This is a genomic window from Caldisericum insulae (assembly GCF_047785965.1).
Taxonomy (GTDB): domain Bacteria; phylum Caldisericota; class Caldisericia; order Caldisericales; family Caldisericaceae; genus Caldisericum; species Caldisericum exile_A.
On sequence record NZ_JBLOBF010000001.1, the window covers coordinates 35,628 to 61,640 of the forward strand.

General features: G+C 34.8%; 25 protein-coding genes and 1 tRNA gene. 11 read left to right on the forward strand and 15 right to left on the reverse strand.

The annotated features are described in order from the left end of the window. The first annotated feature begins 7 nt into the window (after positions 1-7). Positions 8-907: a DMT family transporter gene (locus ACMV0E_RS00180; RefSeq protein WP_416084365.1), complete on the forward strand. Its 900-nt coding sequence runs from the start codon at positions 8-10 to the stop codon at positions 905-907. On the opposite strand, the gene ACMV0E_RS00185 is transcribed toward ACMV0E_RS00180, so the two are convergent. From ACMV0E_RS00185 to ACMV0E_RS00230, 10 genes are all read right to left on the reverse strand, one after another. Then, positions 904-2,229 (reverse strand): signal recognition particle protein, encoded by a 1,326-nt coding sequence (locus ACMV0E_RS00185; RefSeq protein WP_416084671.1) that lies wholly within the window; start codon positions 2,227-2,229, stop codon positions 904-906. The two genes, ACMV0E_RS00180 and ACMV0E_RS00185, sit on opposite strands and share 4 nt — an antisense overlap. Further along, positions 2,225-2,593, reverse strand: coding sequence for a sigma factor-like helix-turn-helix DNA-binding protein (locus ACMV0E_RS00190; protein WP_416084366.1), 369 nt, complete (start codon positions 2,591-2,593; stop codon positions 2,225-2,227). The genes ACMV0E_RS00185 and ACMV0E_RS00190 overlap by 5 nt, the downstream gene beginning before the upstream one ends. Next, on the reverse strand, positions 2,590-3,423 hold the full coding sequence (locus ACMV0E_RS00195) for a zeta toxin family protein (RefSeq protein ID WP_416084367.1): 834 nt from the start codon (positions 3,421-3,423) through the stop codon (positions 2,590-2,592). The genes ACMV0E_RS00190 and ACMV0E_RS00195 overlap by 4 nt, the downstream gene beginning before the upstream one ends. Next, complete coding sequence (gene rnc / locus ACMV0E_RS00200; RefSeq protein ID WP_416084368.1) at positions 3,389-4,126, reverse strand: ribonuclease III; 738 nt, start codon at positions 4,124-4,126, stop codon at positions 3,389-3,391. The genes ACMV0E_RS00195 and rnc overlap by 35 nt, the downstream gene beginning before the upstream one ends. Before the next feature lie 17 nt (positions 4,127-4,143). Next, positions 4,144-4,332, reverse strand: a complete 189-nt coding sequence (rpmF, locus tag ACMV0E_RS00205; RefSeq protein WP_416084369.1) for a 50S ribosomal protein L32 — start codon at positions 4,330-4,332, stop codon at positions 4,144-4,146. Between the two features lie 9 nt (positions 4,333-4,341). Beyond that, positions 4,342-6,801, reverse strand: a complete 2,460-nt coding sequence (gene leuS, locus ACMV0E_RS00210; RefSeq protein WP_416084370.1) for a leucine--tRNA ligase — start codon at positions 6,799-6,801, stop codon at positions 4,342-4,344. 26 nt (positions 6,802-6,827) lie between these two features. Beyond that, positions 6,828-6,903 (reverse strand) — tRNA-Ala (locus tag ACMV0E_RS00215). Positions 6,904-6,970: 67 nt separating this feature from the next. Then, complete coding sequence (gene glmS, locus ACMV0E_RS00220; protein ID WP_416084371.1) at positions 6,971-8,791, reverse strand: glutamine--fructose-6-phosphate transaminase (isomerizing); 1,821 nt, start codon at positions 8,789-8,791, stop codon at positions 6,971-6,973. Between the two features lies 1 nt (position 8,792). Next, positions 8,793-10,100, reverse strand: a complete 1,308-nt coding sequence (glmM, locus tag ACMV0E_RS00225; RefSeq protein ID WP_416084372.1) for a phosphoglucosamine mutase — start codon at positions 10,098-10,100, stop codon at positions 8,793-8,795. A gap of 37 nt (positions 10,101-10,137) precedes the next feature. Next, positions 10,138-10,782 carry an MBL fold metallo-hydrolase gene (locus ACMV0E_RS00230; RefSeq protein WP_416084373.1) on the reverse strand — a complete coding sequence of 215 codons (645 nt, stop codon included), beginning with the start codon at positions 10,780-10,782 and terminating at the stop codon, positions 10,138-10,140. A 33-nt stretch (positions 10,783-10,815) separates the two neighbouring features. On the opposite strand from ACMV0E_RS00230, the gene ACMV0E_RS00235 reads away from it, so the two are divergent. The 6 genes from ACMV0E_RS00235 to ACMV0E_RS00260 all read left to right on the forward strand — a co-directional run bounded on the left by ACMV0E_RS00235 (position 10,816) and on the right by ACMV0E_RS00260 (position 17,099). After that, the gene (locus ACMV0E_RS00235) at positions 10,816-12,576 is read left to right on the forward strand and encodes a LytS/YhcK type 5TM receptor domain-containing protein (protein WP_416084374.1); all 1,761 of its coding nucleotides are present in this window, start codon (positions 10,816-10,818) and stop codon (positions 12,574-12,576) included. Beyond that, the gene (locus ACMV0E_RS00240) at positions 12,522-13,235 is read left to right on the forward strand and encodes a LytR/AlgR family response regulator transcription factor (protein ID WP_416084375.1); all 714 of its coding nucleotides are present in this window, start codon (positions 12,522-12,524) and stop codon (positions 13,233-13,235) included. Before ACMV0E_RS00235 ends, ACMV0E_RS00240 begins: the two co-directional genes overlap by 55 nt. 147 nt (positions 13,236-13,382) lie before the next feature. After that, the gene (locus tag ACMV0E_RS00245) at positions 13,383-15,188 is read left to right on the forward strand and encodes a carbon starvation CstA family protein (protein ID WP_416084376.1); all 1,806 of its coding nucleotides are present in this window, start codon (positions 13,383-13,385) and stop codon (positions 15,186-15,188) included. A 2-nt stretch (positions 15,189-15,190) separates the two neighbouring features. Beyond that, on the forward strand, positions 15,191-15,469 hold the full coding sequence (locus ACMV0E_RS00250) for a DUF7990 family protein (RefSeq protein WP_416084377.1): 279 nt from the start codon (positions 15,191-15,193) through the stop codon (positions 15,467-15,469). A 10-nt stretch (positions 15,470-15,479) separates the two neighbouring features. Next, positions 15,480-16,433 carry an ArsA family ATPase gene (locus ACMV0E_RS00255; RefSeq protein WP_416084378.1) on the forward strand — a complete coding sequence of 318 codons (954 nt, stop codon included), beginning with the start codon at positions 15,480-15,482 and terminating at the stop codon, positions 16,431-16,433. A 9-nt stretch (positions 16,434-16,442) separates the two neighbouring features. Beyond that, complete coding sequence (locus tag ACMV0E_RS00260; protein ID WP_416084379.1) at positions 16,443-17,099, forward strand: hypothetical protein; 657 nt, start codon at positions 16,443-16,445, stop codon at positions 17,097-17,099. A gap of 14 nt (positions 17,100-17,113) precedes the next feature. On the opposite strand, the gene ACMV0E_RS00265 is transcribed toward ACMV0E_RS00260, so the two are convergent. The 3 genes from ACMV0E_RS00265 to ACMV0E_RS00275 all read right to left on the reverse strand — a co-directional run bounded on the left by ACMV0E_RS00265 (position 17,114) and on the right by ACMV0E_RS00275 (position 20,559). Further along, a complete protein-coding gene (locus ACMV0E_RS00265) occupies positions 17,114-17,944 on the reverse strand; it encodes a hypothetical protein (protein ID WP_416084380.1) in 831 nt (276 codons plus the stop codon). 9 nt (positions 17,945-17,953) lie between these two features. After that, a complete protein-coding gene (locus ACMV0E_RS00270) occupies positions 17,954-18,901 on the reverse strand; it encodes a metallophosphoesterase family protein (RefSeq protein WP_416084381.1) in 948 nt (315 codons plus the stop codon). A 62-nt stretch (positions 18,902-18,963) separates the two neighbouring features. Beyond that, a complete protein-coding gene (locus ACMV0E_RS00275) occupies positions 18,964-20,559 on the reverse strand; it encodes an APC family permease (RefSeq protein WP_416084382.1) in 1,596 nt (531 codons plus the stop codon). 119 nt (positions 20,560-20,678) lie between these two features. Between ACMV0E_RS00275 and ACMV0E_RS00280 the strand changes: the two genes are divergently transcribed. Further along, positions 20,679-21,008, forward strand: coding sequence for a hypothetical protein (locus ACMV0E_RS00280; protein WP_416084383.1), 330 nt, complete (start codon positions 20,679-20,681; stop codon positions 21,006-21,008). 129 nt (positions 21,009-21,137) lie between these two features. Then, a complete protein-coding gene (locus ACMV0E_RS00285) occupies positions 21,138-22,445 on the forward strand; it encodes an aspartate aminotransferase family protein (protein WP_416084384.1) in 1,308 nt (435 codons plus the stop codon). A gap of 31 nt (positions 22,446-22,476) precedes the next feature. Here the strand turns inward: ACMV0E_RS00285 and ACMV0E_RS00290 are convergent, their stop codons facing one another. After that, complete coding sequence (locus ACMV0E_RS00290) at positions 22,477-23,397, reverse strand: tRNA 4-thiouridine(8) synthase ThiI (RefSeq protein WP_416084385.1); 921 nt, start codon at positions 23,395-23,397, stop codon at positions 22,477-22,479. 109 nt (positions 23,398-23,506) lie between these two features. On the opposite strand from ACMV0E_RS00290, the gene ACMV0E_RS00295 reads away from it, so the two are divergent. After that, positions 23,507-24,352, forward strand: a complete 846-nt coding sequence (locus tag ACMV0E_RS00295; protein ID WP_416084386.1) for an isoaspartyl peptidase/L-asparaginase family protein — start codon at positions 23,507-23,509, stop codon at positions 24,350-24,352. Between the two features lie 30 nt (positions 24,353-24,382). Continuing rightward, on the forward strand, positions 24,383-25,348 hold the full coding sequence (locus ACMV0E_RS00300; RefSeq protein ID WP_416084387.1) for a phospholipase C/P1 nuclease family protein: 966 nt from the start codon (positions 24,383-24,385) through the stop codon (positions 25,346-25,348). Here ACMV0E_RS00300 and phoU read toward each other — a convergent pair. Further along, positions 25,345-26,013, reverse strand: coding sequence for a phosphate signaling complex protein PhoU (phoU, locus tag ACMV0E_RS00305; RefSeq protein WP_416084388.1), 669 nt, complete (start codon positions 26,011-26,013; stop codon positions 25,345-25,347). The genes ACMV0E_RS00300 and phoU overlap by 4 nt on opposite strands.

The following is a 26,013-nucleotide window of genomic DNA, read 5'->3' on the forward strand; positions in this document are numbered from 1 at the left end:
TTTACAAATGGCAAAACTTAAAAGTCTCATAGATAATTTTACTTTCAGTATACTTTCACTTTCGCTTATCTGGGGGTCAGATTATATACTTATTAAAATCATCATAAAGAGTTTTCATCCAATTCTTTTTGTGTCATTAAAACTTCTTATTGGAGCAATATCAATTTTTATAATCTTAAAGTTCATTTTAAAGAGGAATATTATATTTGAAAAAAATGCATTAATTTTTGTTTTGAGTGCGGCCTTTTTTGACACATTTTTACCCCAAATTCTTATATCTTTCGGTGAAAGGACTGTTCCAAGCTATATTGCATCTTTATTATTGGCAAGTTCGCCAATTTTTGCATTGATATTTTCAATTTTATTTACGAATGAAAAGCTAAATTGCAAATTAGTTCCTTATTTTCTGTTTGGATTTTTAGGTGTATTTTTCATTTTCTTTAACGAATTCATCAAAGCAAAGATTTCAATTAATATACTGAATTTATTGCTTGTAGCGTTTGCTTCGATTTCTTATGCGATTGGGGTTATTCTTCTTAAGAAGGTTTCAAGCTTTATGGATGCATTTACATCATCTTTCTATTTGATGATATTTGGTTTTTTGTTTTCATTGATTGCAATTCCAATTTTTAAACTTCCAGCGCCAGATTTCACTTATCAGTCTATTTTTGCTCTTATTTTTGCTGGCGTTGTACTCAATGGGATTGGATATACATATTTCTTTTACGCAATATCAAAGTTTGGTGCAGGAAAGTCTTCTTTTGTTGGCTACCTTGTTCCGTTTTTTTCTACGCTTTACGGCACACTTCTTCTTAAAGAAAAACTTACAATATATGCAGTTTTGGGTGGTATATTAATTCTTATTTCAAGTTATTTTATAAATCGAGTAAATTTAAAAGGGGATTAAAATCTAAATTTTGATATATCAAGATTCTTAAGGTTTTTCGATAATTTTTTGAAATTTTCAAAGTTTTTGAGAAGTTGATTTACTTCTGCTTTGCTTACATGAGTGCCCTTAGCAATGCGTTCTTTTCTTGATGCATTTATAATTTCTGGATGTGCTCTTTCTTCCTTTGTCATTGCGTTTATGATAGCAATCATCCTTCTCAATGCCTTTTCATCCATATACTCTTTTGGAATCTTTAGATTTGAAAAATTTGGAAGCATTGAGAATACTTTCGATAGTCCTCCCATTTTAAGAAGACTTTCAAGTTGCATCTTTAAATCATTTAAGTCAAAATTTCCACTTTGGAAATCTTTTGCTATTTTTTCACTCTCTTCAAGAGAAATTGCCTCTTGTGCCTTTTCAAAGAGTCCTTTTAAATCTCCTCTTCCAACCAATCTTGAAATAAGAGCATCGCCGTCAAATGGTTCAAGATCTTGAATTTTTTCTCCAGTTCCAACAAACTTTACAGGGCTCCCCGTTACATATCTAAAGGATAAAACACTACCACCTTTAGCAGATGAATCAAATTTTGTAAATATGCCCCCTGTTATCTTGAGATATTCTTTAAAGCCCTTTACTATATCCAATGAGGTTTGTCCCAAGGTAACATCCATTACCATGAGTGTCTCTGGATCCTCAAAATAGTTGTTTATTAACTTCAATTCTTCCATAAGAGGGGTGTCTATCTCTTTTCTCCCAGCAGTATCTATGATAGCGACATTAAAACCATTTTTTTCCATATATGAATCAATTTTAGATAGAGCAATTCTCATATTTTCTTCATTTCTTAAATCAAGATAAGCAATGTCATTTGATTTTCCAAGTTGAATAAGTTGATCGAAACTTGCAGGACGTTTGAAATCAAAAGGCACGAGAATTGGATTGTAATTTAATTTCTTCTTTAGATAATATCCAAGTTTGGCAGCTGTGGTAGTTTTACCGTTTCCCTGTAAACCTACAAGTATAATGAAGTTTTTACCTCCATGAAGTTTTAGCTTTTCTGAGTGTCCAACGTAGTCTACAAGGACTGAATATAAAATTGACAAAATTTGTTCAGCGGGAGTGAAACTCTCTAGCACTTTTGAGGACTTTGCCTCAGTTTCAACTTTCTCGGTAATTTCTTTTACAAGCTTATAATTAACATCTGCTTCAAGTAGTGCAAATCTAATTTCTTTAATAGCTGCTTTTATATCTGCTTCACTTAAATGGCCTTTTGAACGTAGCTTTTTAAGGACTGTGTTTATGCTTTCCTTTAAAGATTCAAAAATGGTATGCCTCCTAATCCAAGTCTTTTAATTGTTCAAATAGTTTATTCAAAGTTTGCACATCCTCTTTTGAGAGTTCTTTTTTGGAAAGGATGCCCTCAATTTCAAGGAATATTTTCATTTTTCTTCTTCTTTTTTCTAATAATTTTGATTTTGTTTCACATCTTTCCATTTTGTTGATGCCACGTCTTATGTGATCATGAATTGCCTGCCTTGAAACTTTTAACTTCTTTGCAATGGCAGCTCCACTTAAGGCTGGGTCAGTATAAAGTGTGAGAATCTTTCTTTCTTTATCCGTGAGTAAATTTGAATAAACTTCCAGTAATTCTTTTACTCTTGCTTTTTTTATAAGTTTCTTTTCTCTTGGCGTTATGTTTTTCATTTAGTACCTCCCGTTAGTTTGTGTATGTAAGTATCGACAGAAAATTCTTCTAAATCTTCAATTCCCTCACCTGTTCCAATGAATTTAACTGGGATTTTATAGGTTTGAACAATTGGAACAACGACTCCTGGTGCACTATTTGAGTCGAATTTAGTGAGTATAATGCCTGTAACATTTATTGCTTTTACGAATGCTTCCATTTGATTAAATGCATTCAAGCCTGTGAGACTATCAAGTACAAGAAAAACCTCATTTATATGTCCTTTTTTATTAAGTATAACCTTCTCTATTTTTGTTAATTCTCTAAGTAGGTTTTCATTTGTTTCGACTCTTCCTGAGGTATCAACAAGAATTAGATCATAGATGCCTTCTTTTGAAAGTCCATCAAATACAACGCTTGCAGGGTCTTGACCTGATTGCCCTTTAACTATATCAACGTCAATACGTTCTGCCCATATTGAGAGCTGTTCCGTTGCACCAGATCTAAAGGTGTCACCTGCGATAAGTAAAATATTTTTAAATCCTCTCTTTTTCTGGTAATTTGCTATTTTTGCAATACTTGTTGTTTTGCCAGATCCATTTGATCCAGCAAAGACAAAAATCACAGGCTTTGGCCCATCCGTATTAACTTTTGTATCAACACTGTTGAATGTTTCTCTAATTAGTTTTTCAAAAAGCTCCAAATAGTCAATTTTGCTTTCCTTAAGTTTTTCTATAAACTCTTCTGTGAACTTTATTCCGAAATTTTTTGAAATAAGAAATTCTTCAATTTCTTCTGTTGCTAAATCCTTTTTGCTAAACAGATTTTTCAATTTCTCGAATATATTCATTCTCAAGTGCAACCTCAGCAGCTTTTTCTTCTGCTTCTTTCTTAGTTTTTCCTTTTCCTTCTCCTAAAACTTTTCCGTTGAGCCTTACTTCCGCAACAAAATATTTTGTATCGTCGATCTTTTCCTCTTTCACAATTCTGTATTCAGGGACTTTATGTATGACCTTTTGAATTTTCTCTTGCAGTTTTGTTTTTGCGTCAATAGTTTCAATGCTACCTGCATTCTCAAGTTCTGTTTTGAAAACATTCGTTATAAATTTTTCTGCTTCTTCGAAACCGAAGCACAGAAATATTGCAGCTGTTAATGCCTCAAATGCATCTGCAAGAATTGCTCCTTTAAATTTACCACCACTTTTATTTTCTCCCTTTCCAAAGAGCATTAAATCTCCAATTCCAACAATCTCTGCTTTTTTTGAAAGGCTCTTTTCGGAAACAAGATAAGCCCTTTTTCTACTCAATTCACCTTCAGTTAAATCCTTATAAGTGCAGAGAAGATAATGAGTGATTGAAAGCGAAAGGACGGAATCTCCCAAAAACTCAAGCCTTTCATTCGAACGGTAATTTTTGTGTTCTCCTGAAAAAGATGAGTGAGTAACTGCAGTTATAAAGGTTTCTCTGCATCTCTTGGGAATCTTCCGTCCTACAATCTTCTCCAAGGCATCAATTCGTTCTTTAAAAGCCTTTTCTAAAGGTTTCTCTGCCATGAGAGATCTTTAAAGAATTATTTTTCCTTTGTCTCTACCTTAACTACCTCTTTTCCTTCGTAATATCCGCAGTAAGGACATACTTTGTGAGGTGGAATAAGGTTGTGGCAATGAGGACACTCAACAAGGTTTAAGGAATCGAGTTTCTCTTTAATCTTTCTCATTCTGCTTCTTGAGTGCGTTGTTTTCTTTTTAGGTTGCGCCATTTTATCCTCCTAAGCAACAATATTTATTAATTTATCCTTTACAAAAATGTATTTTGCTTTATCAAAATCAATACCTAACCTTGCTATTTTATCAGATTTTTTAACTAAATCAAGTACATCTTCAAGTTCGCTTCCTGCTTCTACCTCTATCTTATCTCTCAGTTTTCCGTTTACCTGAACTATAATTGTTACATATTCTTCTTTATAAATTCCCTTTGGTTTTGGCCATTCTTTTGTATGAATGCTTCCAGTTTCTCCTAATCTATGATAGAGTTCCTCTGATACAAATGGTGTTGCAGGTGCAATCATGGTTAGGAAAGTGAGAACTGATTCTCTAAATGCCTTAGTTTCCATTACTTCCGGGTCTTCTTGCATAATTTTTGAAAGGAAATTGAGCCACTCCATAAAACTACTTATCATCGTGTTAAACTTAAATTTCTCTACTTGCTCTGTAATTTTAACGATCATCTTATCAGTCATTAGCTCTATTTCTTTTTCTATAGGTTTTTCTTTCCCTATGGATTTATTTTCTAACTGAATAAATAGATTCCACATTCTTTTTATAAATCTATTAACGCCATTTATACCCTCGGTACTCCAGGGAGCATCTGTATCAAGAGGTCCAATGAAGAGTATATATGCTCTTAGAGTGTCTGCTCCATACTCTTTTATCACATCATCTGGATTTACTACATTTCCTCTTGATTTACTCATCTTTTGATGATCTGCTCCGAGAATCATTCCTTGATTGAGCAATTTTTTAAATGGTTCGTCAAAATCTATAAGGCCTGCATCATACATTACTTTAGTGTAGAAGCGTGAGTATAAGAGGTGCATAACTGCATGTTCTGCTCCGCCAATATAAAGATCAACAGGTAGCCAATATTTTATCTTTTCTTTATCAAATGGTGCTTTGTCGTTATGTGGATCTGCATATCTTAAAAAATACCACGAAGAGCAAGCAAACCCATCTTGCGTATCAGTCTCCCTTTTGGAAGGTTTGCCGCATAAAGGACATGTGGTATTTACAAAATCAGGGTTATTTGCAAGAGGAGATTCACCTGTATCGCGTGGTGTAAAATCAACTTCATCTGGAAGGAGAACTGGCAATTCCTCTTCGGGTACAGGAACTGCTCCATGCTCGGGACAATGAATGATTGGAATTGGTGCTCCCCAATATCTTTGCCTTGATATAAGCCAATCCCTTATTTTATATCTTACAACACCTTTTCCGAATCCGCTTTCTTCTGCATATTTTGTAAGTTGCTTTCTTGCTTCATCTGACTTTAAGCCTGAAAAACCGTTTGAATTTATTAAGATTCCATCTTCTGTGAATGCTTCTTCAAGGGTTTCAACAGGATTGCCGTCTTTTGAGATTACAACTTTTATTGGAAGATTATGCTTTTTTGCAAACTGGAAATCTCTTTCGTCGTGTGCGGGAACACCCATTACAGCACCTGTCCCGTATGAATAAACCACATAGTCGCCAACATAAATTGGAACAAGTTCATTTGTAAAAGGATTTCGTGCAAAACAACCTGTAAAAACTCCGGTTTTCTCTTTTTCTGTCGAAAGTCTCTCTGTTTCGAATTTTCTAAGAGCCTCTTCGATATATTTTTTAACTTCCTCTACTTTGTCTTCTCTTGTTAATTTCATTACAAGTGGATGTTCTGGTGCAATTGCGAGAAATGTTACACCAAAAATCGTATCAATTCTTGTTGTAAATACAGGAAGGTCATATTCTGTTCCGTCAGGACCAATTCCTTTAAATATAATCTCTGCTCCTTCTGAACGACCGATCCAGTTCTTTTGCATTGATTTAATGCGTTCAGGCCAATCAATTCTATCGAGACCTTCAAGAAGTTTGTCTGCGTATTGTGTAATTCTAAAGAACCACTCTTTGAGTTCCTTTTTTACAACCGGTGTTCCACAACGCCAACACTTCCCATCTATGATTTGTTCATTTGCAAGAACCGTTTTACAATGAGGACACCACCATTGGAAGCTTCTATCCTGATATGCAAGTCCACGCTTAAAGAGTAACTCAAAAAACCATTCCGTCCACTTGTAATATTCGGGATCTGATGTTGCAAATTCTCTATCCCAGTCATATGAAAGACCAAGCATTTTTAATTGCCTTCTAAAATTTTCGATATTTTTGTAAGTTGATTCTTTTGGATGCACACCATGTTCTATTGCGTAATTTTCTGCTGGAAGCCCAAATGCATCATATCCAATAGGGTGTAAAACGTTGAAGCCCTGCATTCGTTTATATCTTGCATAGGTATCTGCAGGTATGTAATTTCTGCAATGTCCTACATGTAAACCTGATCCTGAAGGGTATGGAAACATTACCAATATGTAAAACTTCGGCTTCTTTGAGAAGTCTTCTGCTTTGAATAGTTTATTTTCTTCCCAATACTTGTACCATTTTTCTTCAAATTCTTTTGGGTTATATTCTTTTTCCATCTAACACCTCGTAGTGTTAAAAAAATTGGTGGAGCTAAGGGGAGTCGAACCCCTGACCTCCTCCACGCCAAGGAGGCGCTCTACCAACTGAGCTATAGCCCCACTATACACAATGATACAGATTTTTAAATTATTGTCAAGGGTTTATGTAGAATTTTTTGGTTTTTATTTATTCGACTGTTACCGACTTTGCTAAGTTTCTTGGCTTATCTATATCAAGGCCTCTTGCATCTGCCATGTAATATGCAAAAAGTTGTAATGGAATAACAGTAATAATTGGCGTTAGGTCATCTAAAACATTCGGAACATAAAAGACAGAATCTGCAACATCTTTTATTCTTTCGTTGTTTCTTTTTGCAACTGCAAGCACCTTTCCACCTCTTGCTTTGACCTCTTTAATATTACTTATGGTTTTATCTAACAAGGGAGAATAAGTGTTAACTGCAATGGTAAGCGAGTTTGGAGTGATAAGCGCAAGGGGTCCATGCTTCAGTTCTCCTGCTGGATATCCTTCTGCATGTACATAGGCGATTTCTTTAAGTTTAAGTGCTCCCTCCAAAGACAACGCAAAGTCAAGGTTTCTTCCTATAAAGAAGGTCTCCTCGATGTTTTTTGTCGTTGAAACAAAGGTTGCAATTTCCTCTTTGTTATCTAAAATTTCTCTCGCAAAACCTTCTAATTTTTGGAATTCTTCAACAAACAATTTCTCGTTGTATTCATCAAGTTTTCCAATAAGTTTTGCTAAGTATAAAATTGTTAGAGTAATAACTTCCACCTGTGCAACATAGGCTTTTGTTGAAGCCACAGCAATTTCAGGTCCTGCCTGGATGTAAACAACTTTGTCAACTTCTCTTGCAACGGAGCTTCCTACAACATTGACTATTCCTATTGTTTTTGCCTTCTTTTCTTTTGCAAGTCTTAATCCCGCAAGAGTATCAGCGGTTTCTCCCGATTGACTTACGACAAACACGAGAGTTCTTTCATCGATAACTGGATTTCTGTATCGGAATTCAGATGCAACCTCTGCTTGCGAGGGAATTCCAAGATATTTTTCAACAAGATACTTTCCAACAAGTCCTGCATGATATGCAGTACCACATGCAACAAAATAAACTTGATTAACATTCTTTAAGTAATCCTTATCAAAATCTAACTCTGAAACCTCAATCTTTCCATTTTTAACACGTCCTCTCATTGCTTCAACTATCACATCAGGTTCTTCGAAAATCTCCTTAAGCATAAAGTGTTTAAAACCACCTTTTTGAGCATCACTTATGTCCCAGTCAATTTTATGAACTGTTCTTTCAATGATGTTGAGATTCTTATCATAAATAATAGTTTTGTCTTTAAAGACATCTACTATATCTCCATTTTCAAATATAACTATATCTTTTGTGTATGGAAGGACTGCGGGAATATCTGATGCGATGAAATTTTCCCCTTTTCCAAGACCTCCAACAAGAGGACTATCCTTCCTTACCGCAACAAAGTGATCTTTTTCTTCTTTACTTAGGATTGCAAGTGCATAAGAGCCTTCCAACATAGATATAGCTTTTTGAACTGCTTTTAGGAGATCTCCTTCATAAAACTCTTCAATAAGATATGCTATTACTTCTGTGTCAGTTTCAGTTCTGAAAGTTTTTCCTTCTTTTATAAGCATTTTTTTTAATTCAAGATAATTTTCAATTATTCCATTGTGAATTACAACTATATTTTTGCTTTCGCTAAAGTGAGGGTGGGCGTTTACATCATTTGGTATACCGTGGGTCGCCCATCTTGTGTGTGCAATGCCAAGATGTCCTTTAAGTTCTGTTCCTTTAAGTCTTTCCTCAAGGTCTTTAATGCGTCCTGCCGTTTTAACAACATGAAGATCATCTCCCAGAATGGCAACTCCTGCTGAGTCATATCCTCTGTATTCAAGTCTTTTAAGTCCATCAATGAGAATTGGTAATGCATCTTTATCTCCAATATAACCAACTATTCCGCACATTTCAAACCTCCAAATATTCTTTTATTCTATTTGCTATATCTCTAATTTTTATCTCGTTATCACCTTCAACCATTATACGTATTACAGGCTCGGTTCCTGAAGATCTTATTATAATTCTTCCAGTCTTTAACTCCTTTTCCATTTCTCTTACGAATTGTTTGAATTTTTCATCGTTTATGACATCTTTGTCTTTTACTTTTGCATTAACTAATATTTGAGGGTACCTTTCAAGCCCTTCAACTAATTTTGATAGAGGTTTTTGTTCCTCTACCATAACTTCTAGCACACTTAGTGCTGTAATTAAGCCATCTCCTGTAACACTCTCAAGCAAGTTTATAATATGCCCTGATTGTTCTCCTCCAAGAATTGCTCCTGATTTTAGCATCTCTTGTAGTACATATCTGTCGCCAACGGGAGCTCTCTTGAAATTTATACCTTCGCTTTTCAAAATATTTTCTATAGCAAGGTTTGTCATAACAGTTCCAACAATTGTATTATTTTTAAGAAGTCCTTTCTTTTTGAAGTGTCTTCCAAGTATAACCATTATATCATCGCCATCTACAATTCTTCCTGTTTCATCAGAAAGTATTACTCTATCGCCGTCACCATCGTGTGAGATGCCAATGTGAGCTCCACTATTTACTGTATGTCTTGAAATTACCTGTGGATGGGTTGAACCACATTCTACATTAATTCGGTGTCCATCAGGTTTATCGTTAATTGGGAAAATTTGTGCGGTGAGTTTTTTTAGAGTTTGAGGAGTTGTGTAGTATGTAGATCCATTTGCTAAATCAAGCGCAATCTTCAAATTTGAAAGATTTAAAGGAAATCTACCTGCTATATAGTCAACATAAAAATCTCTTATATTTTCGTCGTAAAAAACTCTGCCAATGTTTACAGGGCTTCTTTCGATGTTACTTTCCATAAGTTCTTCAATATACTCTTCATTCTCATCGCTCAGTTTAAACCCATTTTTGTCAAATATCTTGATTCCGTTAAATTCAATGGGATTGTGTGATGCCGAAACGACACACCCTGCTGAGAAATTTTTCATAATTCGTAAAAGCAAAGATACCGCAGGTGTTGGCATAATAAAGCCGATTGTTACATCTGTTGAAGCACTTATAATACCTGTTGCAAGAGCAAGCCTTAACATTTCTGATGACAGCCTTGTATCTTCACCAATAAGAATTGGTCCATTTCCGTAAAAGAGTTTCCCTATTGCAACACCTATTCTTAAAGAAATTTCAGGTGTAATTTCTATATTTGCAATGCCTCTTGCTCCATCTGTTCCAAATATTTTTCTCATACGTAAATATTTTATGGAATTTTCTGATTTTGCAAAGTTAATTTAAAAATGGATTAAAAGCTCTCTCATCACCGATTTTTGTTATTTCTCCGTGTCCGGGCAAGACGATAAATTCGTCGTTTAAAATAAGCAATTTATTTTTTATTGAATCAATGAGTTCGTTAAAGGCGTTTTGATAATCTTTTGCAATTCCCACAGTTTCTTGCAATAATGTGTCTCCTGTAAAAATAAAATTATCACCGATAATCGATATACTTCCTTTCGTATGGCCGGGTGTATGTATGATTTTTAGATTTATTCCACATATTAAGTACTCAGTTTCTTCCTCGATTTCGATATCTGGTGGAGGCGAAATTATTTCGATTCCTGCTATGTAAGATTTATTTTTATTTGGATCTAAAAGCATTTCTGAGTCGTTTTTATGGATAACTATTTTAGAATTAGCATAAAACTTTTTTAAAATACCATTACCCACTATGTGGTCAAAATGACCATGTGTATTGAAAATATATAAATTTGGATTTCTAATTTCATGGACGAGTGCCTCTGTCTCATAGTCACTCATATTTGAGGGATCAACAACAATAGAATAACCATTTGCATTTATAAGGTAGCAGTTTGTGGAAAGAGGATTAAACACGAATTTTAAAATCTCAATTCCTTTTACTTTTATTTTTTCCATTATAACATTATAGTATTTTTGTATAATTTATTGATGATTAATTTGTATTTGAGTAAATTTTCTTTGTATGTATGGTTATTTCAGTCACTTACAGTTATAATAACTGTTGCATTTATTCTTACCCAAACTCCAATTGCAAGAGCTCTATTCAATCTCGAATCCTCTGTAAAAAAACAAATATACCTTGGTTTGTTCTTTGGTTTTATTTCAATGTTGGGAACGCTTCTTGGCGTCCAAACTAACGATGCGATTGCAAATATTAGAGATGTAGGTGCAATCACCGGTGGGCTTTTTGGAGGTCCTATTGTTGGTCTTATTGCAGGAATTATGGGGGGTATGCATAGGGCTTATCTTGGTGGCTTTACGGCAAATTCTTGTGCACTTGCGACGATATTAAATGGTATTTTTGCAGGATTACTTTATACAAGAAAAAAAGGAAAATATTTTTCCCCTCTCTTAGGATTTACATTCGCTATCTTAGCAGAAAGTTTTCATATGTTGCTTGTGCTTCTCATATCTCCTCCCTTTAACAAGGCGCTTACTCTCATTAAAACTGTTTCAGGACCAATGATTTCAGCAAATGCAGTGGGTGTTGGGTTGTTTTTGCTTGTAATAAAAGTGTCCTTTATGGAAAAAGAAATCGTTTCGGCAATAACTGCGGAAAAGGTTCTTAAGATTACCGAAAAAACTTTGCCAATCCTAAGTAAAGGGCTTACACCTGAAACTGCTGATGAAACAGTTAAAGTTATACTTGAAAATACTAACCTTGATGCAGTTGGAATAACTGATACAGAAAAAATTCTTGCTTTCCGTGGAATTGGTTCTTATCACCACAAGCCGCTTTCTCCTATTTTAACAATATCAACAAAGAAAGCATTGAGTAGCGGAAAGATAATTCTTATGAAGAATGAATTTGACATAGGTTGTTCCGTAAAAGATTGTCCCCTTATGTCAGGCATCGTTGTTCCCTTAAAAGATTCAGAGGGAAATGTATTTGGTGCCCTTAAACTTTATAGAAAAGAACGCAATACGATGACACTATTTGATGTTGAAATGGCAAAAGGATTAGCTAATATCCTTTCTTTACAGGTTGAACTAAATAAGCTTGAGACTGAAAAAAAGATGAATACCCTTTTTCAACTTAAGGCGCTCCAATCAAGAATTAACCCACATTTTCTTTTTAACAGTCTGAATACTATAAGTTATATTACAAGAACCGACCCTGAAAAAGGTGGGGAATTGGTTAAAAAGCTCTCATTTATATTGAGGAAGACAATTGAAGCCGAAGAGACACTTTCCACATTGGACGAAGAAATTAGTCTTGTGAAGGCATATCTTGAGATCGAAAAAGAAAGGTTCAAAGAGCGCCTAAATTATGAATTTAATATTGATTCAAGCCTTTACGATATAAAGATTCCAGCATTGATTTTGCAGCCAATTGTTGAAAATGCCGTAAAGCATGGGTTTTCTTTAACTAAAAGGAATATTACTATAAAAATCATAGCTTACAGAAGGGGGAATTATGTTTATCTTGTTGTAGAAGACAATGGGAAAGGTATAAGCGAAGAAACTCTTAAAACTATATTTAATAGTTCTGAAAATAAAAAATCTTTTGGACTTAAAAATGTGAGAGATAGGGTTTTAAATCTTTTCGGTAGTAATGCAATGTTTAAGATTAAAAGTAGAATTAATGAAGGAACTAAAGTTATAATTGGGATACCAAAAGGAGGCACTCCAAATTGGATATTAGAGCGATTATCGTCGATGACGAAGAACCTGCAAGGGAAGAGTTAAAAAGACTTCTTCAAAAATTTCCCGAAGTGAAAATTTTGGGTGAATTTGAAGATGCAGTTACAGCATTTAATTTTGTATCTCAAAATGCAGTAGAGGTTATTTTTCTTGATATAAATTTAGGTGGCATTTCTGGTGTAAAACTTGCAAATCAGATAAAAGAGTTTAAAGATTTTCCAATGATTATTTTTGTAACTGCCTATTCTGAATTCGCAGTAGATGCCTTTGATGTTGGTGCAATTGACTATATTCTAAAGCCAATTGATGAAGGTAGATTTTTTAAAACAATTGTAAAGATTAAAAATGTGCTTTCTCAAAAAGAAAACAAAAAAGAGAATTTTGTTGTGTGTAATTTAAAGGACGAACTTTTGCTTGTGAGGTTAGGCGATATATCGTATTTCTTTTCTGAAGGGGGCAAACTATACATTAAAAAAGGAAAAGAGGAGATGCCTGTTAAGGGACTTAATCTTCAAGGTGCAGAAAATAGGTTTTCTACTTTTGGTTTTTTTAGAATAAATAAAGAGTATCTCATTAATTTATCTAAAATCTCTAAAATTATTCCTTGGTTTAAGGGAAGGTATCTTATAGAAATGGATAATGGAGATAGACTTCCACTTTCACCGCATCGACAAAGTGAGTTTAGAGAAATCTTTAAATTTTAAGAAATTTAACTTCAATTTTTTAACTTTTATTAGTCAATTTTTTACTTTCACTTGATTTTTGTTGACTTGTTAAATTTCGTGTTAAAATATATTGAGGGTTTGTATGAGAGCCTCAAGAAACTTTAAAAAATTTAAAGGAGGTGAGTTATGTATACTGGTATTAGTGTATTAGTAGGTGCAATTTTTTATCTCTTCTTCTACTTTACCTATGGCAAGAGCCTTGAAAAAAATGTAGTAAAGGCAGATCCTAACAAAGAGACACCCGCTGTAAGATTAAGGGACAATGTGGACTATGTTCCTGCGAATAAGTTTGTTCTTTTTGGACACCACTTTGCCTCAATTGCAGGTGCGGGACCAATTGTAGGACCAGCAATTGCAGTTGTGTGGGGTTGGCTTCCTGCATTGCTCTGGGTTTGGTTTGGAAACTTGTTTATTGGTTCTGTTCATGACTATCTTGCATTAATGGCCTCTGTCCGTTATGATGGAAAATCTATTCAATGGGTTGCAGGAGAGCTAATGGGTAAGGACATAAAGTATATATTTGAGCTTTATGTCTATTTTGCAATGATTCTTGTTATCGCAGCATTTATGGGAGTATTTGGTCCTCTTGCAAACAGCTCTCCCGAGATTTTAACTGCATCACTTTTATTTATGGTTGCAGCACTTATTGAAGGTCAATTGCTTTATAAGACAAAGTTACCCTTCTGGCTATCTTCTGCAATAGGAGTTGCACTAACAATACTTGCAATTTATCTTGGGTTTGTGTTTCCCTGGAAAGTTTCACTTGATGCACTTTACTGGGGTCAATTTATTTACATTATTCTTGCTGCATCTCTTCCTGTTTGGGTCTTACTTCAGCCTAGAGATTACCTCAATTCTTATATACTTTGGGGTGGGGTAATAATTGGAATGATTGCTGCACTGATTGTATTCAAGCCTTTCAATTGGCCTGCATTTACAAGTTTCTCTGCAAATGTTGTTTCACCAACAGTTCCCTCTCCTTTCTGGCCTACAATTCCTCTTGTTATTGCGTGCGGTGCTCTCTCTGGTTTCCACTCAATTGTAGGATCTGGCACTTCATCAAAACAGCTTGATAACGAACTTTCAGGTCTTTTTGTAGGATATGGTGCCATGTTTATGGAAGGAATGGTCTCTACTCTTGTTATTACTTCAATTGGAGCCTTTGGTTTAGGCATTATTCAGGGGTTTAAAGATGTAATAGCTCAAGCAAAGCCCGGAATTGATGCAATGCAACTTTCCAATCCTTCCTATATGGCACAATATGGAAACCTAATAATTAACCTTAAGGACGCAAGCGGAAAAGCTATAGTAGGTGGTGCTGGGGGACTTTTCACAAAGTCCTTTGGTGAACTTCTTAAAGCTGCATATGGAGTTCCTTCAAGAGTTGGAATTGTATTAGGAGGACTTTGGCTTTCTGCCTTTGTCCTTACGACACTTGATACAACAAACAGACTTGCAAGATACGCCTTCCAGGAATTAGTTGAGCCCCTAAAAAATGTTTCCAAAGTTCTTCATGACATTTTCCACAATAGATGGGTCGCTTCTATAATTGCTGCAGTACTTGGCTTCATCTTAATTAGATTTGGTGGAAATGCTTATACTGCTCTTTGGGCAGGCTTTTCGGGAACAAACCAAATGCTTGCTTCCATTGCACTTCTTACTGGTGCAAATTGGGTTAAGAGAGTACAAAAAGTATCAGGGGGAGTGCTTCTTCTTGTTTTGATACCTGCAATGTTCCTCTGGTTAACCGTTTTTGTAGCACTTATTTGGTATCTTATCAAGGTTGTTCCAGCTCAAGCAGCTGCAATAAGACCTATACTTGGTGCGTTTGTTGTAATTGAGATTGTACTTGCAGTGTATTTACTTGTTGGTTTCTTTAGAACCTACAATAAAGAGTATAAGCCTTTGATGGAGACAGGCAAAGCAAAATAGAAATGAAAAAAATTCTTGAGGCTCTCAAACTTTTCTTTAAGGGAATTGATACTGCTATGAGGGAGAGCGCGCTCTCCCTCATAGAACATGAATTAAGGGAAGAAGAGAATGTTTTTGCGCTCGTTACTATGAGTATGTTTTCTGGACTACCTTCCCCTCCAACAGGTGTAATTTTACGTATTCTTCCTTATATGGAAAGGGAAATTCAGATAATGGTAAAAAAGAGCTCAGAGCTTGATGATGTATTTGCAAATACACTCTCACATTTTGACATAGATTAAGGAGATCGAAATGAAAACTTATTTTTTTGTTGGCAAAGGTGGTGTTGGCAAAACATCAATTTCTTCTGCTTATGCGGTAGGACTTGCAAAAAAGAGAATTAAGACCCTTATTGTTTCGCTTGACCCTGCTCATAATCTTGGTGACGCACTTAATATGGATGTATTTGGGAAGATTGTAAAAGTATCTGATTTTCTTGATGCGACGGAAGTTAACATAGATAAAAAAATAGTAGATTATTTATCTCTTATGTCTAAAAAAATGAAAAACACATATAGGTATTTGTCAGTTCTTAACATTGATAGATACTTTGATATTCTTAAAAATTCTCCTGGAATTGAAGAGTATGTTACCCTTGAAGCAATAAAAGAGTTTCTTCAATTGGATTATGATGCCATTGTTTTTGATACTCCTCCAACAGGAATAACATTAAGAGTCTTTGCAATGCCGAGGATATCTGTTATTTGGACAAATAGTCTTATTGAAATGCGAAGGAGGATTCTTACAAAAAGGCAGATGGTCGAAAATGTTAAGGGACCTATTAAAGATGTAATTAATGGTGAGGAAGTTAAAATTCCCTCTAATGAAAAAGAGGATCCAGTGATGCAGGAATTGTTTTCCTATAAGAGCGATATGATAAAGCTTACTGAAAGATTTTCATCTTTAGATAATTATGTAAGTATTGTTACAATGGCAGAAGAATTAGCATTTGAAGAATCTAAAAGAATTAGAGGAGCGCTTCGTGAAAATAATATAAGGCTTTCGAGTATATATCTTAATAAGTATTTAGAAATAGAAAATCCGCCACCAGAGCTTTTAGGCAAAATAGAAGAGCAGAAGAGAGTTCTTGAAGAAATGAAAAAAGAATTTTCAAATATTGAAATTAAGAAAATACCACTTCTGAGATCATCTCCAAGAGGTATTGAAGCGCTTTATCAATTGTATCAAAATTACATTTCAAATTAGGAGGTTTTGATGAGCTCAACTCTGGTTATTATATTTCTTGTTTTTGGTGGCGTTCTTGCGCTTCAGTTTTACAAGGGAAGAAAGCTTAATGCAATGCTAATGGTTCACTATATTAGGGGTTTTGAGAATGTTCTTAAACCAAAAGATAAGGATTACATCTACTTAGGTGGGACAGTTGGTTTCAAGGCAAGATATCAACTCCAAAATAAATTTATAAGAGATGTTGATTTGACACTTACAATGCTACCTCGTCAAAGTTTTTTATGGTTGCCTTTTTCTTATGTTATGCGTGGCGGAGATAGACTTTACATTGTTGTGTCTCCTAAATTTAGAGTAAGAAGAGATGCTCATCTTATAAGGAGAATGTTTCATAGGTTTGGGGCAAAGATAAAAGAAGAGAAAGACCTAAATAAGGAGAATTTAAAAGTTAATGACGCTGAGTTTATTGCACTTTACAAAGAGAAAAGCGATGTATTAAATTTATTAAAACTCCTGGAAAATTCCTTTGATTTAAAACGTGTAGGTCAGGTTTCTTTAAATTTTGAAAATAACACAATTTACTGCATTGTGAAACCAGATCCACAAAAAACACCAAGAGAGCTTGAAAAATTCTTAGAGAATTTACCCAAAACTTTTGAAAATTGGACTTATTTTTCAGAAGAATAAACTAAATAAAGTTTTTATCTTTCAACCTCTTCTACATCTCTATACCAGGGAATTGATGTTCCCTTTTTTGCTCTGTTTTGGAAATTTCTCGTTTTAGGGGTTTTTTCAATTACTTCCCTGAGTATTTTTATCTTAGAGTTTATATTATCGAAGTCGTTTTTTGTTATCTTACCTTCGTTTTGAAATGCTTTAGAAAATTCTATAACTTTATCGAGGTTTGCGTTGGCATCGTAGTAGAATCCCCAGTCGTCTGATAAAACCTTTCCGATATATGAAGCATCAATTGTTTGTTCCTTTTGTTCTTCCTCTACATTGTGCTGTAAGAAAAGAATAATAAGGTCAACAATGTCCTTTTTGTTTATTTTATGAATTTGAAGTTTTTCAAGTACGATATCAGTTAAGCTAATTGTTGGGAAATCAATTTCGAGACGTCCCCTCCCTGGAGCATTTCCGAACTCAACATTATGCGAAAATTCAAGCCTATCGTAGAAAACATCCACGGCAAACAGTCCTTCTGGGTGTTCAAAAATATTTCTCTTGTATGCAAAAAGGGTATTTACATAAATGTTAGGTTTAAATTTTAGAGTATTTTCAAAAAACTTCTTAACAAGCGGTTGCTGTCTTGAATAAGCAACTGTATCAAGATCTGTAAAAAGTGGTTTTCCTGCACCAAGTCTTTCGAGGACATAAAAAAGATTTCTTATATATGGGTTTTCTGTGTGCATATAAACTGCAAGAGCACCCAATACTCTTAAGACAACATTGTTTTCCTTTGCCTTTTCAATAATTTCTTTTGCAAGATTTACAAAATCGCTTTCACTCATATTTACAAATTTTTCACCCATTTTCCACCTCTAACCTTGAATTTTAAAGTAATTTACAATACCATCTTTTGTGATATCTATTATGTATCCCCTCAGTAAGCCTTCGCCATACTCGGAGCCAGGGTTTAAACATAGAGTTTTTCCGATTTTTTCGAACCCTGAGGATTCATGAATATGCCCATGTAAGCCGAGTATAGGTTGATATTTTTCAATAACCGCTCTAACACCCTTTGAGCCGACATGAACAAACTTTACGCCATCAAGGCCACCAACAAGCCTTAAGTTTTTATCCAATTTTGGTGCAAGATCAATTGCAGTATTGTAAGGTGGTGCGTGAATATTGAAAATTGCGTTTTTGGGATCTTTTAATTTTGCAATTTTTTCTTCAAGCATTTTTTGGATTTCTTTATCGTCTCTTTCACGAGGAGTGTCCCATGGGGTTGGATTTACATATTCAAAACTCAAAACCTCATGTCCTTCAATTTCAAAAATTTTGTCAAGGGGATAAATGATTCCCTTATTTTCAAATTCTTTTATAACTGGATCTATTACAAACTCGTCGTCATTTCCTGGCATAACAATGGTAAGAATTTTCTTTGTATCAACTTTTTCGGTCAAGAGGTTTAACCATTCTCTCATTCTTTTAACCATTTCTTCTTCCATAACTTTTTTAACTTTATCGGGATCATTTTTTAGTTCCTGAAGTTCATCTTTAGATACTCTCCTATAATATGCGCCAGCGTTTGATAGTTTTTCTTCAAAACTTTTTGTTTCTTCTTCACTTTTAAGAATCCATGTATTTCCAAAATAGCTTGCCTTGTATGAACCATCATCCTGGAGAATTAAAGGAACTAAAACCTTTCCTGTAAGATCACCTGAAAGAATCAATACATTTGCCTCATATATTGAAACTGCAGAAATCCATTTTCTCCATACAGTTGTTGCTCCATGTACATCTACAGCAAAGAACACTTTCATTTTTGCCTCCCTAAATTAATTTTAAGGGGGGAGAGGTCTCTCTCCCCCTAACAAAAATATTATTATGCAGGTGGAATCTCTTTGAATATTTTGTTAGGATCAACGCCTTCTTCTCTATTTTTGTGCCACATATACACAACAAACAAAAGACCTATAAGTATTAGAAGCGTTGTTATTATCATTGCGAGGGTATTTTGTTCTGTTGTTACGTTTAGAATCATCCACCAACCTATACTGAATGTAATTGCACCAAGGATTGTAATAATTGGTATCTTTCCAAACTTGTACTGAAAAGTTGATTTTTCGTATAGATCTGGACGAGCAAATGGCAAAAACATTGCCGCAAGTCCTAAAGGCCAGATAAATATCAGGCAAGTGTAATCTTCAAGAGCAAGCATTGCAGAAGATAGTTTAGTACCAAATGAATCTCCTAAACCGATAAAAACTCCAATTATTGCAACAATTCCAACAAGGTGGTTTGCCCAAGTTGGCGAACCAAGACGTCCAATCTCTGTAAGTTTTAGGGGAAGCATTCTATCAAATGCCATTGCGAAAATGCCTCTAACGCCTGCCATCCATATAATCATTGAAGTATTGATATACCAAAGGAAGTATCCTATACCTAAAATTATTGAAAATATTGTGTTCTTGCCGATAATTGCAGCATAGAATGGAATTGATGGAGCAGGAGGAGTTGTTCCTAAAACAGTTTTTAATTCATCAAAGTGATTGTAATAAAGCCAGCTATATTCAGTTATAAAGTTGTACCCAAAAGAGTGATATACAGCAACTGCATTTAAAACATAGAGGATTCCAACTGCAATAAGTCCCAATACCATTCCTCTCATATAAGAAAGTCTCGGTGTTTTTACTTCTGATCCAACATAAGAAACAGCTTCAACTGCAGTATAAGCCCATAAAACAGAAAGTAGCATTCCTTGCAGTGCCTGTCCAGGTGCAAGATATGAATCTTTTATGTTTAATTTGGTTGCAAGGTCGTGAACTGCTTGGTATGAATTTGCGCCAAAAATTACATTGAAAGAAGGCTCTCCACTTTTTACAAAAAATATTACTATCGCAATTCCAGTTATTACAAGTGGGATATAAATGATTGCACGTAATACCCACTTGAGTTTGTCTATGCCAAGTAGTTCAAGTATCCACATAATAATAGTAATTCCCAAAGCAATCCAGAGTCTTGTCCAGGGGTCTGCAAGTCCTTCACCTAAAGCCACAAGTGATGCATTTTTAGAAACAATGCCAGCAATCTGAATGCTTGATGCAAGTGGAATAAGCCCAAGATAGTTTAAGAATCCAACTGCAAGGGAAGCACCGCCTCCAACTACATAAGACCAATTAGGTATAAAGCCAAGTATAGGATGTAGAACTCTTGAAATTACAACATACAAAGAACCACTTCTTGGGAATGAAGCGGAAAGAATTGCAAGAACAAGAACAGGCGGAAGCCAGACAAGAAGCCCAATTAAAAATGCCAAAGTCATATTACCACCAGGATAAAGCCCAGGTACCTTTACTGTGTAATAGGTCATGCCCGATGCTGCAGGTCCAGCAATAGTGAACAATAATACATCCCACCAGTTTAATTCCCTTACAAGTCCTGACGCCTTTCTTGTAAACACTACCGACTCTTCGTCCATAATTTCCCCCTTTCTTAAATTTTAAAAATTATACGAATTTTGAATTTGAAGTCAATAGATTTTAATATAGATTTTTTCTTTTTGTGGTAAAATGAAACATATTAATTTTGGAGGTTAAAATGACTAAAGCATCGAAAATTGTTTTAGCAGTTTACTTTTTCTTTCTAGCACTTATTACAATCATAGTGCCTTGGAGGATAAATCAAGCTGTCGCACAAGGAACAGTTCTTATAAACTCAGTTGGTTATGCACCAATTTGGGCTGTAAGAGCGGTTAGCAGTAATTTCGAAGCAGTAACAGTAGATTTTGGAAGAGTAATTCTTGAAATTATTGCACTTACTGCCTTATTTGGTATTCCATTTGTATTTACGCTTAAAGGTGACGAAGACTATGAGTATGTTGAACTTGAAGATTTTGTTGATGATGGCAGTGAAAAAAACGAAGAATAAGAAACAGGAAAAATAAGGTTTTCCAGTGAGGGCTTAAAGCCCTCCTTTTTTCTTTTTTTAAGAAAAATTAATTTTCTTGACTTAATATGTAAAATCTGATATTATAGGTTAACGAAAGGAGGTTTTATAATGGGAAGCATTCTTATAAAGACTGAAATTCCCGGGCCAAAGAGCAGAGAAATTCAGAAGAAAAAAGAAAGCTATGTAGCTTCACCTCTTGAACCGCTTGCGCCTTTTTTTATTGCAAGAGGTGAAGGTGCAGTTGTAGAAGATGTAGATGGAAACAGATTCCTTGATTTTACAGGTGGTTGGGGTTGTCTTGTTGTTGGGTACTCACCAAAGCCAATTATTGAAGCAGTTCAAAAACAAGTAGAAAACTACATTCACACAGATTTTACTTCAATTCCTTATGAACCATATGCTGAACTTGCAAAAATGATTGCGGAACGTGCCCCAGGTAATTATGAAAAAGCGGTTGCTTTTTTTAATTCTGGAGCAGAAGCTGTGGAGAATGCTGTAAAAATTGCAAGAGGTTATACAAAGAGGAGAGCAGTTGTAGTTTTTGACGGGGCCTTCCATGGAAGAACTCTTCTTACTATGACAATGACCCATAGACCAATGCCATATAAATATATTTTTGGATCAGCACCTGATGTTTATAGAATTCCGAGACCGAATGTCCACAGAAATAAATACACTCCGAAGGATTTTGAGAGACTTCTTCTTGATACTGTTGCTCCCGACGATGTTGCAGCAGTTGTCATTGAACCAATACAAGGAGAAGGTGGTTTTAATATTCCACAACCTGGTCTTCTTGAGGAGATAAGGAGGGTAACTGAAAAATACGGCATTCTTTTTGTTGCTGATGAAGTTCAGAGTGGTTATGGAAGAACTGGAAAGTTCTTTGCAGTTGAAAATTGGGGTGTTGTGCCTGATTTGATATCACTTGGTAAGTCAATTGCCGCAGGTTTTCCGCTTTCTGCTGTTGTTGGAAATAAAAAGATTTTTGATTCATTACCTAAAGGTTCTATTGGTTCAACTTTTGGTGGAAACCCTGTTGCATGCGTTGCTGGCATTGAAGTGATAAAGATGATAGAAAGAGAAAAACTTCTTGATAGGGCCGTTCATCTGGGGAAAATCATAAGAGAAAGGTTTGAAGAATTCCAGAAAAAGTATCCAGCTGTGAAGGAAGTTCGTGGTGTTGGTGCTATGCAAGCAATTGAATTTATTAAGGATCATGACACATGGGAACCTGATGCTGAGACTTGCCAAGCTGTTATACAAGAGGCACTCAAAAACGGTGTCGTTCTTGCAGGTGCAGGTTTACACAAGAATATAATAAGATTATTAATACCACTTGTGATAACTGAAGAACAGCTAAAAGAAGGTCTTGATGTTCTTGATAAGGCGATCGAAACTGTAACAAAAGGAAAATAAAAAATTAGCTTATGAGCGATTTACGGGGGTTTTATGCCCCCGTAATTTCTTTAATGGAATTGAGAGGATCTTTATTTTGTTTTTTTGAGTAATTTAGTAAGAGCTCTTTTCCTTTATTAATTATTTCCTCGTCAATTTTATTGTCAAAACCTCTTATAAGCACACTTGGACCAGGAAAATCTGGCACAAGCATAACATCATTAGGCTTTCTCAGACTTTCAAGCCGTTTATTTTCAATTTCGTTTCTTCCGACAACGAAGATAGTCTTACCTTCAAATAAAACTCTTCCATTTCTTAGAATCTCTGAATCATTTCCATCAAAATTTGGGTTAATATTTTTTAGCATTTTCAGCCTTTTAGCATATTCAGGATCGGTCAATATGCAACCTGATGCAGGGGTTTCATATTCCTTAAGTCCAAATTCTTTTACAAGTTTAAGTTGAATTTTTCTTGATTGTCCTCGGATATCGAGCATTTCTTCTCTTTTGATTATTCCCTTTAACTCAGGTTCTGAAACTTTAAGAAGTTTTTGAGATAAAGGTCTAACGATTTTTCCTTCAAGACCAAGTGTTTTCTCCATTTCTTCAAAAACTGTTCTTCTTTGGGAAAAAGGTCTTTCATCAAGAACCTCGCCTGTTGCTATAAAGTCGAAACCTTCTTTTTCCATTATTTCTTTTGCTTTTTTTATCATAAGCATATGACAGTCTATGCATGGGTTCATGTTTTTTCCGTACCCATGTGGTGGATTTTGTACAATTTTAAGGTGTTCTTCTGATATATCTTCAATCCTTAATTTAAGCCCAATTTCTTCGGCAAATCTTTTTACCTTTTCTCCCTTAAAAAAGTAAGTTTCAAAGAATATAGGCACAACTTCTATTCCTTGCTTCATTAATATGAGGCAAGCAAGTTGTGAATCAATTCCACCGGAAAATAAAACTAAGGCTTTTGCCATTTAATAACCTCCAAATTTTACTTGCATGCAATTATAACTTAAACAGTAATGTTTTCAAAATAAGGCTTATATTCGTATAATTTAAAGGCATGAATTGAAAGGAGGCAAAATGAGGGCAATAATTGTACATGGTGGTGCAGGTGATGCAAAAAGAACAGAAGAAATACCCGAAAGGGTTAATTTTGTTAAAAAGGTTGCAAACTATGGATTTGATTTATTAAAAAGCGGTCTTAATGCAGTTGAAGTAGCAGTTAGAGTAGTAAAAATGCTTGAGGATCATCCGCTTTTTGATGCAGGGAGAGGCTCATATCTCAATGAGGAAGGTTTTGTAGAAATGGATGCAGGAATTATGGATGGATCTACACTTTCAATTGGTGCTGTTGCAGGTATTAAAAGGCTAAAAAATCCCATTGAACTTGCGCGTCTTGTAATGGAAAAATCACACCATAACATTCTTATAGGAGATGGAGCAGAAAAGTTTGCCTTAGAAAACGGTCTTGAATTTGTTCCATCATACTATTTTTATACGGATCGCATTATAAAAATTTTTGAAGGTACATACGGTGATACAGTAGGAGCGGTGGTTTTAGATGGAAATAAAATTGTTTCTGCTGTTTCAACAGGTGGTACGCCTAAAAAACATGTAGGTCGCGTTGGTGATTCCCCAATAGTTGGCTCAGGATTTTATGCGAATTCTGAGTTTGGCGCAGTTTCAACTGGCATTGGTGAGGATATAATGAAAGTTATTTTAAGTTTTAGAATTTCGTTGTATTACCCTAACTACTCTATTAGTGATGCTGTTAAAAAATGCATAGATGATTTAAGTGGAATTAACGGCCACGGAGGTCTAATAGCGCTTGATAAAAATGGCAATATAGGATACTCCTTTAATACCAAAGGAATGTTTTTTGCATATATGAAAGATGGCCAAGATACAGTTGTTGGAGGTTTTTAGAGCAGTAGTAGAAGACTTAAAGGAGGAGGAATGAAAAATATTAAAAAATTAGTTGTCTTGGTGTTGATTTTTGTACTCTTACCTTTTGCTTCTGTTTTTGGTTGGAATTCTCATGGATTAACACTCTCTTATGTTGTCTCAAATATTTACTGGCTTAAAAAGTATAGTAGCATTAAAATTACACCATATACCTACAAAGAATACGAGACACAACCAATAAATCCAGATTTTCAAATTAAGTATCTTGAAGGTAGCATTGGGGATAAAACTGATGCAATAACAATACTTACAACATATGCAGATGAGCCTGATTGGGGACTTGATGAAAACATGAAACTTTCCAAACTTCAAATTCTTACAGGTGGTCCTCAGGGTTATAGACATATGTATTACAAAATGGGACCAATTACAATTGGAACTGCACCGAATCAGATTGAATTTTGGTTTCACATGGCGGAGATCGCGAAATCAAAAAGTGATCTTTATTGGACATTTAGATTCCTTGCAAGAGCACTTCATTATATGGAGGACTTAACCCAACCTTATCATGGAACTCCAGGACCCACGTCAATTATTTTAAAAAATATATTTAGTGGCGTTCAAGGACTTACTATAATGTGTTCAAATCACCATTATGCACTTGAGGATTACCAAGGCTATATGGTAAATATAGGAAATCCAGATTTTGTGAAAACTCTTGAAGAAAATTACTTGCCCATTGATGTGGGAAATGTGAATTCTCTTACTGAGCTTGGAAATTATGCAGCATCACTTAATAGAGAAAGAGTAAAAATTTTGTGGTTTCTTGAAACAAAGTTGTTTCATGACGATGTAAATAGCAAAAACGCCAAATTTAAGCTTACAGATGATAAAATTGTTAAACTTGATAGAAAAATACAAACCCAATACAATGAAGCCTTACTTTATTCTTTAAAATACTTCAATGGTTTTTCGAGGCTTCTTCTCGAATACGCAAAAATAAAGCTTAACCTTTAATTGTTTTCTTCTTTTTCAAAATGATGGTGTTTTATTATTTTTCCTTCACCAATATAAACAACATATTCACCAATATTAGTTGCCTGATCTGCAATACGCTCGACATTTTCAGAAACTCTTATTATAAGTATTGCTCTGTTAATTGTTCTTGGATCGCTTAACATATAAGTGATTAACTCTCTTATAATCTGATCATTTAATTGGTCTACAATATCGTCACGCACGCAAATTTCTCTTCCCAATTTGCTATCTTCATTAACAAATGCAGTAATTGCATCGTCTAACATTTGTAAAGCAGTTTCAGTCATCCTCGGTAGATCAATATATGGTTTTACATCTGGTTGCGGAATTAATTCTCTGCCAAATTCTGCGATATTAACAGAGAGATCTCCAACTCTTTCAAGGTCTTTTACCATTTTGATAATCATCGCAATTTTTCTTAGATTCTTTGCTTGTGGTGAATAGAGCGCAAGTGTTTCAATTGCAATATCATCAATCTCAATTTCAAGTTCATTGACCTGAGGTTCAAGCTCATTTATAACCTTTTCTGCTAATTCCATTTTCTTTTCTACTATTGATTTAACTGATAATTTAACCATTTCTTCTGCAATGGAAGACATTTTTAAGACTTTTTCAGTTAAAACTTTTAATCTATCTTCTAACAT